Origin of the sequence: Arthrobacter sp. 147(2020), from assembly GCF_013116715.1 — a bacterium.
Taxonomy (GTDB): domain Bacteria; phylum Actinomycetota; class Actinomycetes; order Actinomycetales; family Micrococcaceae; genus Arthrobacter_D.
On record NZ_JABFOM010000018.1, the window covers coordinates 1 to 12,473 of the forward strand.

The 12,473-nt window shown below is 64.4% G+C and carries 14 protein-coding genes; 11 read left to right on the plus strand and 3 right to left on the minus strand.

Annotated elements, in window-relative coordinates:
* Positions 1–356 (plus strand): hypothetical protein (locus HMI58_RS12005; RefSeq protein WP_205208137.1); only part of this gene is annotated, 356 nt, incomplete at its 5' end.
* Positions 353–1,603 (plus strand): hypothetical protein, encoded by a 1,251-nt coding sequence (locus tag HMI58_RS12010; protein ID WP_171620064.1) that lies wholly within the window; start codon positions 353–355, stop codon positions 1,601–1,603. The genes HMI58_RS12005 and HMI58_RS12010, both read left to right, overlap by 4 nt.
* Before the next feature lie 36 nt (positions 1,604–1,639).
* Here HMI58_RS12010 and HMI58_RS12015 read toward each other — a convergent pair whose 3' ends face one another.
* Positions 1,640–2,032: a phage holin family protein gene (locus HMI58_RS12015; RefSeq protein ID WP_171620066.1), complete on the minus strand. Its 393-nt coding sequence runs from the start codon at positions 2,030–2,032 to the stop codon at positions 1,640–1,642.
* A 51-nt stretch (positions 2,033–2,083) separates the two neighbouring features.
* On the opposite strand from HMI58_RS12015, the gene HMI58_RS12020 reads away from it, so the two are divergent.
* The 5 genes from HMI58_RS12020 to HMI58_RS12040 all read left to right on the plus strand — a co-directional run bounded on the left by HMI58_RS12020 (position 2,084) and on the right by HMI58_RS12040 (position 7,117).
* Complete coding sequence (locus HMI58_RS12020; protein WP_171620068.1) at positions 2,084–3,223, plus strand: histidinol-phosphate transaminase; 1,140 nt, start codon at positions 2,084–2,086, stop codon at positions 3,221–3,223.
* A 119-nt stretch (positions 3,224–3,342) separates the two neighbouring features.
* Positions 3,343–4,515: a pyruvate dehydrogenase (acetyl-transferring) E1 component subunit alpha gene (gene pdhA / locus HMI58_RS12025; RefSeq protein WP_171620070.1), complete on the plus strand. Its 1,173-nt coding sequence runs from the start codon at positions 3,343–3,345 to the stop codon at positions 4,513–4,515.
* Positions 4,516–5,490 (plus strand): transketolase C-terminal domain-containing protein, encoded by a 975-nt coding sequence (locus HMI58_RS12030; protein ID WP_171620072.1) that lies wholly within the window; start codon positions 4,516–4,518, stop codon positions 5,488–5,490.
* Positions 5,491–5,499: 9 nt separating this feature from the next.
* Positions 5,500–6,852: a dihydrolipoamide acetyltransferase family protein gene (locus HMI58_RS12035; protein WP_171620074.1), complete on the plus strand. Its 1,353-nt coding sequence runs from the start codon at positions 5,500–5,502 to the stop codon at positions 6,850–6,852.
* 28 nt (positions 6,853–6,880) lie between these two features.
* The gene (locus tag HMI58_RS12040; protein WP_171620076.1) at positions 6,881–7,117 is read left to right on the plus strand and encodes a hypothetical protein; all 237 of its coding nucleotides are present in this window, start codon (positions 6,881–6,883) and stop codon (positions 7,115–7,117) included.
* 7 nt (positions 7,118–7,124) lie between these two features.
* Here the strand turns inward: HMI58_RS12040 and HMI58_RS12045 are convergent, their stop codons facing one another.
* Together HMI58_RS12045 and HMI58_RS12050 are read right to left on the minus strand one after the other, a co-directional pair.
* Positions 7,125–8,420 carry a PLP-dependent aminotransferase family protein gene (locus HMI58_RS12045; RefSeq protein WP_318779210.1) on the minus strand — a complete coding sequence of 432 codons (1,296 nt, stop codon included), beginning with the start codon at positions 8,418–8,420 and terminating at the stop codon, positions 7,125–7,127.
* A 47-nt stretch (positions 8,421–8,467) separates the two neighbouring features.
* A complete protein-coding gene (locus HMI58_RS12050; protein ID WP_171584768.1) occupies positions 8,468–9,436 on the minus strand; it encodes a helix-turn-helix transcriptional regulator in 969 nt (322 codons plus the stop codon).
* 379 nt (positions 9,437–9,815) lie between these two features.
* Between HMI58_RS12050 and HMI58_RS12055 the strand changes: the two genes are divergently transcribed.
* From HMI58_RS12055 to HMI58_RS12070, 4 genes are all read left to right on the plus strand, one after another.
* On the plus strand, positions 9,816–9,986 hold the full coding sequence (locus tag HMI58_RS12055) for a hypothetical protein (RefSeq protein ID WP_171584767.1): 171 nt from the start codon (positions 9,816–9,818) through the stop codon (positions 9,984–9,986).
* 87 nt (positions 9,987–10,073) lie between these two features.
* Positions 10,074–11,144, plus strand: a complete 1,071-nt coding sequence (locus HMI58_RS12060) for a lantibiotic dehydratase C-terminal domain-containing protein (RefSeq protein WP_171584766.1) — start codon at positions 10,074–10,076, stop codon at positions 11,142–11,144.
* A gap of 51 nt (positions 11,145–11,195) precedes the next feature.
* Positions 11,196–11,387, plus strand: coding sequence for a hypothetical protein (locus HMI58_RS12065; RefSeq protein ID WP_171584765.1), 192 nt, complete (start codon positions 11,196–11,198; stop codon positions 11,385–11,387).
* A 65-nt stretch (positions 11,388–11,452) separates the two neighbouring features.
* The gene (locus HMI58_RS12070) at positions 11,453–12,472 is read left to right on the plus strand and encodes a Gfo/Idh/MocA family oxidoreductase (RefSeq protein ID WP_171620078.1); all 1,020 of its coding nucleotides are present in this window, start codon (positions 11,453–11,455) and stop codon (positions 12,470–12,472) included.
* Position 12,473: the final 1 nt, after the last annotated feature.

The following is a 12,473-nucleotide window of genomic DNA, read 5'->3' on the forward strand; positions in this document are numbered from 1 at the left end:
GTGCAAGGGGAGCCAAACGGGTATCGGGTGGGAGGGAGGGCAGACAGGTGAGCTACCGCGCGGACTGGTCGTGCGAACCCTGGGCTGTGGACAGTTCGGCCGCCGCCTCGATCAGCTCGCAGGTACTGGTGTACGCGGAGACAGTCGATGACGTTGCCTCCCGCATGGCAGCGGTGACCGCTCTCGACTGGGAATCGCCGGCCGGCCGGAACTTCAGCGCCTACCTGACGCGTCAGGTGCGCGGGGTGCGGCAGGCCGGTGAGCAACTCAGGGAGTCCGCCGCCCAGGTTGCCGCGTTCGCCGCGACCCTCCGCACTGACGAACTCCGCCGGTTCCTGGAGCAACAGCGCTCATGACCGGAATAACGGACCTGGTCCCCATCCCCTTTTCCCAGAGTCGCGGCCCCGACGGTATCGCGGTGCGTGGCGGGGTAGGAAGCATCAGCTTCCAGTGGAGCGAACTGGGGCACGGGGCGCATCTTCTCGGGGTCCTGGCGGATGAACTGCGTGAGATTCTGCATCAGTGCGGCGACCTGCAGTGGCGACTGCAGATGCTCCTCAACTCCACTGAGGTAGCTTCCGACCCTATCGGATACGCTGCCGTCAACGCTCTCGACGGCGCGCGCGCCGCGCTGTCCAGCTGCGACGCTGAAATGCGGGACACCGCCCAACGGATCGAATTGAGCAGACTAGCCTACGCGGCGGCCGAGGCGATGGCCCAGATGGCGGCCGGCGCAGTGCATGCCGGGGTGGGAATGATTGAACATGACCTGCATCGGCTGATTGGAACCGCCAATGCCGGCCATTTCGCGGAACCCACACCCCTCGGCCTGGACCGGTTGCCAGCAGACACCACCATCACCGTTGACGGGACTGCCGCAGGCCTGCTGCAGCGTATCGATTCGCTTGATGCTGAGGGGCCCGGCATCTTCGAAGTGCTTAAGGTGCAACGCCCCGAGGGTCCGGTTTTCGTGGTGGTACTGCCGGGCACCCAGGGGACAGCTGCCGTCGCCACCGACAATCCTTTTGACCCGACCGGCATAGTCGAGGCGGTCCACTACGACAGCACATTCGTCGCCGACGCCGTCCATCGAGCGCTCGCGGAGTCGGGTGCCTCCCGCGGGGACCGGGTCATGGTGGTCGGGTACAGCCAGGGCGGTATGCATGCTGCCAACATTGCTCAGGATCCGCGGGTGGTCGAAGACTACTCACTGGAACTAGTTCTCACGGCCGGGTCACCCACCGGGCGGGAGGCCTCCGGTGACGCCACCTACCTGCACCTGGAACACGCCGACGACTGGGTCCATCAGGTAGACGGCACAGCGAACCCCGACGAGCACAACAGGGTCACTGTGACGCTCGAAGAGCCGGCGGAGGATGTCCCTACCAGTGAAAAGGGGCTCGGCCCCGCCCATAAGCTCCCGACTTATCTCGCTGGAGCCGAGGCGGCGGATGCCAGCGTTCACCCCTCCCTCGTCGCGACCCTTGGCGTGGTGGGCACCACGCTCGGCAGGCGGTCACCAGCACAGCGGCATGTGTTCCGGGTGCGGCGACTGCCACGCAGTGACCGCACAGCCCTGCCGGACCGGCAGGGGCGGGATTGACCTGGGACAGTCACGGGTGAGCGGCTGTTCTGGAGCCTACCGCCGTGTTCCCGTGAGTGATCCGGCGACCATCGACACCACGCTGATGATGAGGGATCCGAGGATGGCAGACCAGAAGAAGTCATCGACCGAGAACTGAATCGGCGTGAACGAGGTCAGCCACGCCGTGAGCATCAGCATGCCGGCGTTGATCACAATAGTGAACAGCCCCAGGGTGAGGATGGTGAGCGGCAGGGACAGGAGGGCAACGACCGGGCGGACCAGCGCATTCACGATTCCGAACACCAGGCCGACAAACAGGTAGGAAAGGACCACGGCCGTGGTGTCTTCACCGGCAGTTGTGGACCCGACGGCAATCCCCGGGAGGAGCCAGGCCGCGACAAACAGTGCCAGCGCATTGATCAGGATCCGGACAATGAACTTGAGCATCCCTCCATGCTGTCATACGGCGTGATGCAAGCCCAGCGATAAGCTGGGGCCATGACAACACCAGAGCGCCAGGGCGACGACGCCGGGGCACAGGAACTTTCAGTCCATCCCCGCAGCGTGCTGGGGCGGCTCCCCCGGTATGCCGCAGGCAAGCCTCCCGTTGTGGTGGAGGGCCTGCAGAGCTACAAGCTGTCCTCCAACGAGAACCCGCTCCCGCCCCTTCCCTCGGTGCTGGCGGCCATTGCCTCCCAAACCCACATCAACCGGTACCCGGACCCGATGACCACTGCGCTGCGCAACGCGCTGGCTGCATTCCTCGCGGTTCCCGCCGAGGATATCGTTACCGGCGCCGGCAGCTTGGGGGCGCTGAACCAGGTCCTTGCCACTTTCGCCGGACAGAATGACTACGACGCCGCTGACGAAGTGATCTACCCGTGGCGGTCCTTCGAGGCGTATCCGATCTGTGTGGGCCTGGCCGGGGCGGCAGGGGTCCAGATCCCGCTGCAGCAAGATGGCACCCACGATCTCGAAGCGATGCTGGCCGCCATCACCGACCGGACGCGGGTAATCCTGCTCTGCACCCCCAATAATCCCACCGGGCCGATTTTGAAGCAGGCCGATGTGAGCGACTTCCTGCGTCGGGTGCCCGGCCACATCGTTGTGGTCATCGATGAGGCCTACCAGGAGTTTGTCCGCGACCCGGAGGCTGTGGACGGGCTGGCGATGTACCGGGAGCATCAGAACGTGGTGGTCTTGCGCACCTTCTCCAAGGCGCACGGGCTGGCCGGCCTTCGCGTGGGTTACTCCGTCTCACAGCCGGAGTTGACCCAGCACCTGAGGGTGAGCGCGGTGCCATTCGCAGTTTCCCAGATTGCCGAGCAGGCAGCAGTTACGTCCCTTGAGCACTTCGACGAGGTCAAGGAACGTGTCCAGGGAATCGTTGAGGAACGCACCAGGGTTGTCGACGGCCTGCGCTCACTGGGGTGGACGGTCCCGAACGCTGAGGGCAACTTCGTCTGGCTCGCGTTGGGTGAGAAGACCGCCGAATTCGGTGCCCTGGCCGAGCAGCAGGCCCTGTCGGTGCGGGCCTTCGGCGCCGAGGGAGCCCGGGTAAGCATCGGTGAGCCCGAGGCAAACACCCGTTTCCTTGAACTGTGCGCCTCCTTTTCGTTCGGCCCCGGGGTTTCGTAGAACGTCACAAATGGGTTGCGCACGATCACGTCGCTAGGGTGGACGAGGTACATGCGCAGGATGGCATGTCCCCCCAAAACATTCCATTTGAGGTATATAAAGACGCTGAGGGAGCATGTATGGACGGTGCGCGATCAACAACCTCCGGACTCAAGCCCGGCCGCACCGACGGTGTGGTGACCGGACCCCCGCAGGAGCAGCCAGCGATGGTCCAGCTGCTCACCGAGGACGGGCACCTGGTCCCGGATGATCGCTTTGGCGACTTCGCCCCGGATCCGGCAACCTATCCCGGCCTGTATCGGGACATGTTCCTGATCAGGCGTTTTGACCAGGAGTCGACGGCCCTGCAGCGCCAGGGCCAGCTCGCCCTGTGGGTTCCCCTCACCGGCCAGGAGGCCGCCCAGATTGGCTCCGGGCGGGCGATGCAGGCAGCTGACTACGCTTTCCCCACCTACCGGGAACACGGCGTCGCCCTGACCCGAGGGGTTGATCTGCCCAACATCCTGCGTCTCTTCCGCGGGACCACCAATGGCGGCTGGGACCCGCGGGAACACAACTTCCAGCTCTACACCCTGGTCCTTGCCGCCCAGACGCTCCATGCGGTGGGCTACGCGATGGGCATCCAGCGGGACCGGGCCGCCGATCCGGACGCTGTGCCCGCCGCGGCTGTCGCCTACTTCGGTGACGGTGCCAGTTCAGAGGGAGACGTCCACGAGGCAATGGTGTTCGCCGCCTCGTTCAACGCCCCGGTGGTCTTCTTCTGCCAGAACAACCACTGGGCCATTTCGGTGCCGTCGGAGGTCCAGACCCGGGTGCCACTCGCCGAGCGGGCTGCGGGCTACGGCTTTCCCGGCGTCCGCGTGGACGGCAACGACATACTCGCAGTCAACGCTGTCACCGCGTGGGCGCTGGACCATGCCCGGCGCGGCAAAGGTCCGGTGCTGATCGAGGCCTTCACCTATCGCATGAGCGCCCACACGACTGCGGATGACCCGACCAAGTACCGGGCCTCCGCCGAGGAAGAGTCCTGGGTGGCCCGTGACCCGCTGCGTAGGCTGGAAAGCCACCTCAGGGCCACCGGGACACCGGATTCCTTTTTCACCGATCTGGAAGGGGAGGCGGTGGAGCAGGCGGCCAGGCTTCGGAAAGCCGTGCTGGCGATGGAGGCCCCGGACCTGAGCCACCGCTTCGGCACCGCCTATGCCGAGCCCCATCCCCTCGTCCAGGAAGAGTTACGTCAGTGGCGGGACTACGAGGCCGGTTTCGCACCGGCGGACGAAGGGGGCAAGTAGATGCCGGTCATGACCATTGCCAAGGCGATTAACGAGGGCCTCCGCGCCGCTCTGAAAGACTCACCCGCCACCCTGCTGATGGGGGAGGACATTGGAGCACTCGGGGGTGTCTACCGGGTCACCGAGGGGCTGAAAGCCGAATTCGGTGCCGACCGGGTGGTCGACACACCGCTCGGTGAGTCGGGCATCATCGGGACGGCCATCGGCTTGGCCCTGCGCGGCTACCGACCAGTCTGTGAGATCCAGTTCGACGGATTCGTCTTTCCCGGTTTCAACCAGATCACCACCCAGTTGGCGAAGATGCACGCCCGCAGCGACGGAATGCTGCGGGTTCCTGTGGTGATCAGGATCCCGTACGGGGGTGGGATCGGAAGCGTCGAGCACCACTCCGAATCACCCGAAGCGTTGTTCGCCCACACCGCTGGGCTGCGAATCATCACCCCTTCCAACCCGCAAGACGCCTACTGGATGATCCAGCAGGCCATCGACTGTGACGACCCGGTCATCGTCTTCGAGCCCAAACGGCGGTACTGGCTGAAGGGCGAGGTTGACCTCACCACACCCCCGGGAAATCCGTTTGCCGCCCACGTGCTCCGCGAAGGCACCGACGCCACCGTGGTGGCGTACGGCCCCCTCGTGCCGGTTGCCTTAGCGGCGGCCAACGCCGCCGCAGAGGATGGCACCAGTGTCGAGGTCATTGACCTGCGGTCGGTCTCTCCCATGGATTTCGACACCGTAACAGCCTCCGTGCAGAAAACCGGGAGATTGATCATCGCCCATGAGGCCCCCACGTTCGGGGGAATCGGTGGTGAGCTGGCCGCGCGGGTGTCGGAACGGGCCTTCCTGTCGCTGCAGGCACCCGTGATGCGCGTGGGCGGTTTCCACCTGCCCTACCCGGTCGCCCGGATGGAAGATCACTACCTTCCCGATATCGACCGCATCCTCGAATCCCTCGACCGTGCCCTGGCCTACTAGAGGAACCCCATGACACTTAATACATTCAACCTTCCCGATGTCGGCGAGGGACTCACCGAAGCGGAGATCGTGCGCTGGGTGGTTCAGCCCGGCAGTGTGGTGGCGGTCAACGACATCATTGTGGAGATCGAGACCGCCAAGTCGCTCGTCGAGCTGTCGTCCCCGTACGCTGGCGTCGTCGCGGAGCTGCTCGCCGCTGAGGGGGAAACCATTGAGGTCGGCACCCCGATCATCTCTGTCGCTGACGGTGACGGCGATGTCCCCGCCCCCCAGATGCCCGGTGAGCTGGCCACCCCGCCGGCCAGCAACCCGCCGACCGCCGCCGACCCCCGGGACTCCCAGGAGGCGCCTGCCGCGGGTCCTCTCGTGGGAACCGGGCCGAAGGCCGACTCGGTGAAGCGGAGGCCACGACGTCCCGCATCCGAGCCGATTGTGCGACCCGGGCGTGCGCCCGCCGCGGCTCCCGCCGCGGCGGGACCACCCCTGCGGATCCTCGCGAAACCGCCGGTCCGGAAGGTTGCCCGTGACCTGGGCATCGACCTGGCCGACGTGGAGGGGACCGGACGCTCCGGAGAGGTGACCAAGCGTGATCTCCTGGGTTACCAGAACCAACGGGACGCCGGCCAGGACGGCGCCAACACGTTCTGGGACGCGCCGCAGAAACCACAGGACCAGCGCATCGAACGGTTGCCCGTGAAGGGCGTCCGCAAGGCGACGGCGAGAGCGATGGTGGAGAGTGCCTTCTCGGCACCCCACGTCAGCATCTTCGTGGATGTTGACGCGTCCCGCACGATGGAATTCGTCAAGCGACTCAAAGCATCGCCTGATTTCGAAGGTATCAAGGTTTCCCCCCTCCTCATTCTCTGCAAGGCGGTGATCTGGGCCGCAGCCCGCAACCCGGCGGTCAACGCCACCTGGGCCGGCGACGAGATCCTGGTCAAGCACTTCATGAACCTGGGCATTGCCGCCGCGACTCCGAGGGGTCTGATGGTCCCAAACATCAAGGACGCCCAGGATCTGACACTCAAGGAACTCGCCGTGGCGCTTAATGAGCTGGCTACCACCGCCCGGGCAGGGAAAACCCAGCCGGCACAGATGCAGGGTGGGTCGCTGACGGTCACGAACATCGGAGCCCTCGGCATCGACACCGGGACGCCGATCATCAATCCCGGTGAGGTGGCGATCGTGGCCTTCGGGACGATCAAACAGAAACCGTGGGTGGTCGACGGCGTCGTTGTCCCACGGTGGATCACCACGCTGGGCGGATCCTTCGACCACCGGGTGGTCGACGGGGATCTGAGCGCGCGGTTCATGGCCGACGTCGCATCCATCCTGGAAGAACCAGCACTGCTGCTCGACTGACGTTTTCTCGCTTAGGCTGGAAACCCTTATGCCAAATCATCCCAGACCGGGTCAGCGACCCGACCGTGACCGCGCCAACACCCCGACGTCCACCGGCTCCTATCTGAAGCGGCTGCTGCCGATGCTTCTGGCAGCTTTCCTCGGATCAACCCTGCTGCAGTTCCTCTTCCCCGAACTGAACTTTGTTGTCCGGCTGCTGATTCTTGCCGTCCTGCTGTTGGCCGTCTCGGTGGTCCTGGATCGCCTGCGTTCCCGGAACCGCTAGCTTCCGCTTACGCACGGTTCACCTCGATGGCCTTCTGCAGGATCGGGGCAAGCCGCTCGATGCCCGTGACGATATCTTCACTGGAGACGGCGCTGAAGGCGAGCCGTAGCTTGTTGGACGGCTCATCGGAGGGCGTGAATGCAGCGCCGGGGATAAACACCACTCCCGCATCGATCGCCTGGTAGAGCAGCGGGTAGGTGTCGATCCCTTCGGGCAGGGTAACCCAGATGAAGAATCCACCGTCTGGGCGGGTCCATGTCACCGACGCAGGCAGGTGCTGCTCCAGGGCCGCCAGCATGGTGGAGCACCGCTCGCTGTAGAGCTCCCGGGTATTTTCCAGGTGTCCCAGCCAGTCGTAGTCGCTGAGGTAGGCCGAGACCAGCATCTGGGTCAGGGGAGACGGGCACAGCACCACAGCCTCGCAGGCGAGATAGAAGCGCCGGTGCAAATGCTTGGGCACCAGCGCCCACCCCAGTCGCACACCCGGCGCGAAAATCTTGGAGAAGGACCCCAGGTAGATGACGTCGTCAGGGTTGCCCTCCCGCATGGGCGTCAACGGCTTGCCGTCGAAGCGCAACAGCCCGTACGGATTGTCCTCCAGGATCAGGATGTTGTGGGCGGTGCAGATGTCGACAATGACCTGCCGCCGGTCTGCCGCGAGAGTGATCCCACTGGGATTGTTGAAGCTGGGGATCGTGTAGAGCGCCTTGATGGTGCGGCCCTCGGCCTGAAGCTCGGTGATCCTCTTCTGGAGTTCCTCAGGGACCAGACCATTGTCATCCATCGCGACCGCCTGGACATCCACCTGGTACGCCTCGAAGGTGTTTAGCGCCCCCACGTAGGTGGGGTCCTCGCAGAGGATGACGTCGCCGGGATTGCAGAAGACCTTGGCGGCGACGTCCTGCGCCGACTGTGATCCGGTCGTGATGACCAAATCGTCGGGATCAGCACCTGTGATCCCCTCTGCTGCCATGACCTCGCAAATCTGGCGGCGGAGTTTCTCCATCCCCTGACCTCCGCCGTACTGCAAGGCTTCCAGGCCGTGGTCGGCGATGATCCGCTGTGCAGTGTTGCCGAGCTCCTGCAGGGGCAGGGACCGAAGATAGGGGCTTCCTCCGGCCAGCGAGACCAGGCCCGGCTGGATGGAAATGTCGAAGACATCCCGTACCGCCGATTGCTTGATGTTGGCAGCCCGATCGGAAAACAACGCCTCATGACGGTGGGCCGAGTCGACTGCTCGAACGAGCGCCGCCTCGGTTTCTGCGGGCAGGGATGTCGGATCAAGGTTTGCGTGTGAGTTCACTCACGCAGTCTAAGCCAGCGGTTAACCAATGAGCAACGAGTGTTGCCTCAGATCCAGCCCGCGTCCCTCGCTTTGGCCCCAGCCTGAAAACGACTGTCGGCCTTCAGCGTTTCGAGCATCCAGGCGATATGGCGTCGACACGTCCGCACGCTCAGATCCAACCGGCGGGCAATGACCTCGTCCGAGTACCCCGCAGCCAGTCCTGCGAGGATGGCTTGTTGGGTACCGCTGAGCGCTGAGGTGGTTTCCTCCTCGGCCACGAACGGGTCAGCGAACTCCCAGGTCGAATTGAACACCTTGATGAAGACACTGACCAGGCTGGGATCCCGGATCATCATCGCGGCCTTATCGGTGCTGTTGAGCTGGCGTGCCACAACGGCCAGCTTCCGGTCGAAGATCAGCATCCGAAAAGGAACCGAGGGCAGTGTCCTGAACTGGCCGCCCGCCGCCGCTATCAGCTTGACCGCTTTACGGGTCGGCATATGGTCCCGGGTGCTGAGATCGTAAAGGTTCCTTCGGCTGACCCCTTGCTTCAGCAGGTCGAGATCCTTTCGGACGTTCTCCTCCTGGAAGTCGGCATTGGCGCCCTGGCCGGGGACGGCCATCAGGACCTGCTCCGAAACATCCCGGCCATACTCGATGAGGACACGCTGGATCAGATGCGGATCTTCCAGGACCTCCACTGAAGCGCTGGAAATCACTTCCTTGCGGGCCTCCAGGTAAAGGGGGACCAGTCCGGACAACTCCCGGCGTTTGGTGCTGATCCGGCTCCTGAGGTCCTGTACCAGGCGCTCGTCCGCGTCCACCAGATCCGCCAGCGCAACATCAGGCGAGACCGCGACATAGGCGTCGGGGTCCGCGGCGTGGACACTGAGCAGTTTGCGCTGGGTCAGTTGCTCCATGGCAGCGTCGATGTCCCGCAGGGTGTAGCCGAGGGCCTCGGAAACTTGCTGCCGTGTCCAGCCCGGATGGGCGACGGCGTAGCGATAGAGTTCCAGGCATATTCCGTCAAGCATGAACTTTCCTCCCCGGCATGGCGGCACGCCTGACTGTAGCCTACAGACCCGTTTCACCGTCGAACGATTTGGTGTCTGTGCGAGCTGACCTGCCCAAAATGGCCCGGTTAAATCATGACATGTCCACTTAATGACATCAATATCAGGGACTTTGGCAGGATCCGGTCGGATGTGACGAATCCCCATGTCAGAGCGGCCTTTCCGGATCATTCGGGTACCTTTGATCACTGCCCTCAGATCGCGTCTAGTCCTCTTTAGGCCATGTCCAGAACAGGGTGGTGATCCGGCTGGACAGGGGCAGAGCGGCCGCCGCATTGTAGGGATACCGGCTACTCCTTGCCGGTCAAGCACCACTGGCAGCCACTCGGAGGGGAATCTCGTGAAAAAGATTGTCGGTACCGCAGCTGGACTTCTGGTTGTCATCGGCGTCGTGGCACCCGCAAGCCCAGCACTCAGTGCAGCCAACTGGGAATGGCCGAAAACGGTCGTCGCTGCCAATTGGGAATGGCCCAAGACAGTGGTGGCCAGCAATTGGGAGTGGCCCAAATAGCTGGCTGTTCGCGCCGGATCTGATCGGCGGGACAGCACAACAGACTCGCCCCAGTGGCGGTGACCATATATCCGGAAGGAAAGGGCCATGAGCCAGCTGACAGCAGTTCGCATCGCCTCACGAACAGCAGACAGCGCTCAATGGTGGCACCTCTCCGTCTTTACCGGTGGCTTCGATGTAGCGGACGGCATCATTGGAGACCTGGTCACCCCACTGGCGGCGCAGGCTCAGAAATTGGGAGCCAGCCGCTGGTTCTTCACACGGTGTGAGGAACCAGCGGGGGCCCATGTGCAGCTGCATGTCCTCGCGTGCCCCGCGGTGACCGCTCAACTGCAGTCCTTCCTAAGCGCACTGCAACACGGCGGGTTGGCGGGCGCCGATCGACGCCCGGACCACGCACTGGACAAGTACCAGGCGCCGAACAAGCCTCCTACCGTGGAGCATGGGTCGCTGCCCGGCCACCACGAGACCAGCCCTGCCGGCATCCTGTCGGAGCTGAGGGTGCGCCAGAACTTTTCCCGCCCCGCCGGAAACTTTCCGTCGCAGGCCGCAGCCATCGACGTCGAACCGCGGCTTGAGGCCGAGTTGGTGAAGTACGGGGGCGTCGACGGTCTGCAGCTGGCCGAAGAAGTCTTCGAGCTGTCCTCCGAACTCGCCGCCTGGGCCACGAAACGCTTCCCCAAAATGCAGAGCCGCTCCGCGTTTGGGGCACTGATCCTGTTCGATTCCGCACGCGCCATGATGAAGGGCCCGCGATCGGCCGGCTGGCCTGACCGCCGCCGTATCTCGTGGGACTTCTACTGGGACAGCCACCTCCGCACGTGCACCGCAGACCTGGGCCCGCGCTCCGGGGGTGTGCGGGACGCATTGTCCGCCCAGGTGGCCGCACGGGTGCCTGCGTTCCACGGTCTGATGGCGGCGACGGCCTCTGAATCCGCAGCCCAGAACTGGCGTCGCCGGTACGCTCGGGCGATCGACAACTACCTGTACCGCGCCGACAAGATGCGGGTCAGCCGCAGTGCGCAACACCTCACCGTGTACCAGGCACACATGACCCTGAACCGGCTGGGTTTCACCACTCGCGAGGAGGGAGTGCTCGGTCTGTATGCCCGCTCCTGGAGCATCGAGCGGGAGGCTGCTTCCTACGACCAGAACTAGGCGCGATGAGTACCGAACTACCCAAGGTTACCGAGGAAGGATTTGAACACCATGGCGGCAAGCAACGATGTCATCTTGGCCACAGACGAACGGGAACTCAGCGAAGCCCTGGGATGTTCGCCGGACACCCTTGAGGACATGCGTGATCTGGGGGTTCTCGCCTCGCGCGGGGAACTGTGGGAAGTTGGCCCAGCCCGCGACTACCTGCGTGACGCAGCCTGGGCTGACAGCCTCTGGGCTTGAGCCAACACCCCCAGGGCAGCCCGCCTGAACGGCAGAGGCCGAGCGGTGACCAGTAGGCTGGGCGGATGACGACAATCCGCACCGCAGTGTTCGGTTACGGCCTCGGAGGGCGCGTGTTCCACGCCCCCTTCATCCACGCTGATCCTGGCTACTCACTCGACGTCATCGTTACGTCCGACCCCGCCAGGAAGGCCGAAGCCGAGGTGCTCTATCCGGGCGTCCTGGTGGTCCCTACAGCGCAGGACGCGTTTGCCCGGGCCAAGGACCTTGACCTGGCGGTGATCAGCACGCCACCCGGAACCCATGCCCCGCTGGCAACGGATGCGCTGAACGCCGGCCTCGCCGTCGTCGTCGACAAGCCTTTCGTCATTGATACCGCTGACGGCGTCCGGTTGATCGAACTGGCCCGATCACGCGGGAGCGTCCTGACCGTTTTCCAGAACCGGCGCTGGGACGGGGACTTCCTCACGGTTCGAAAACTGGTCGATGAAGGCCTGCTCGGCAGTATCCGGCGGTTCGAATCCCGGATGGAATCCTTCAAACCGGTCCTCTCCAAGCCGTGGAAGGGCGCCCCCGCGGGCGACGGTGGGGGGATCCTCTACGATCTGGGGCCGCATTTGATCGACCAGGCACTGACGCTGTTCGGGCCGGCGGAACTGCAGTATGCGGAGCTTGCCGCCCACCGGGGCGACGGCGGCCCTGACGACGACGCCTTCCTCGCCCTGCGCCACGCCAACGGGACCATCAGTCATCTGTGGATGAACGCGCTGGCACCCCAGGCGGCGCCACGCTTCAGGGTGGTCGGATCCACGTCGGCGTACTCCAAATGGGGAGTGGACGTTCAGGAGCCGTCAATCGTTGCGGGCATGCTACCCACTGATCCCCTGTATGGAGTGGAGGACGAGCTGGCCTGGGGGTTGCTCGGATTCGACGCCGACGCCACGAAGGTACGCACCGAGAAGGGCCAGTACCCCAGGTTCTACGAGCTGATGGCCTCCGCAATGCTTCATGGGACGCCGCCGCCGGTGGATCCGCAGGACAGCGTCGCCGCCCTGCGGATCATCGAGGCCACCCACCAGGAATGAG

Bases quoted from the DNA above. Each gene is read 5' to 3' on its own strand.
- HMI58_RS12010 (WP_171620064.1), top strand. From the start codon at position 353: ATGACCGGAATAACGGACCTGGTCCCCATCCCCTTTTCCCAGAGTCGC.
- HMI58_RS12015 (WP_171620066.1), bottom strand. From the start codon at position 2,032: ATGCTCAAGTTCATTGTCCGGATCCTGATCAATGCGCTGGCACTGTTT.
- HMI58_RS12020 (WP_171620068.1), top strand. From the start codon at position 2,084: ATGACAACACCAGAGCGCCAGGGCGACGACGCCGGGGCACAGGAACTT.
- pdhA (WP_171620070.1), top strand. From the start codon at position 3,343: ATGGACGGTGCGCGATCAACAACCTCCGGACTCAAGCCCGGCCGCACC.
- HMI58_RS12030 (WP_171620072.1), top strand. From the start codon at position 4,516: ATGCCGGTCATGACCATTGCCAAGGCGATTAACGAGGGCCTCCGCGCC.
- HMI58_RS12035 (WP_171620074.1), top strand. From the start codon at position 5,500: ATGACACTTAATACATTCAACCTTCCCGATGTCGGCGAGGGACTCACC.
- HMI58_RS12040 (WP_171620076.1), top strand. From the start codon at position 6,881: ATGCCAAATCATCCCAGACCGGGTCAGCGACCCGACCGTGACCGCGCC.
- HMI58_RS12050 (WP_171584768.1), bottom strand. From the start codon at position 9,436: ATGCTTGACGGAATATGCCTGGAACTCTATCGCTACGCCGTCGCCCAT.
- HMI58_RS12060 (WP_171584766.1), top strand. From the start codon at position 10,074: ATGAGCCAGCTGACAGCAGTTCGCATCGCCTCACGAACAGCAGACAGC.
- HMI58_RS12065 (WP_171584765.1), top strand. From the start codon at position 11,196: ATGGCGGCAAGCAACGATGTCATCTTGGCCACAGACGAACGGGAACTC.
- HMI58_RS12070 (WP_171620078.1), top strand. From the start codon at position 11,453: ATGACGACAATCCGCACCGCAGTGTTCGGTTACGGCCTCGGAGGGCGC.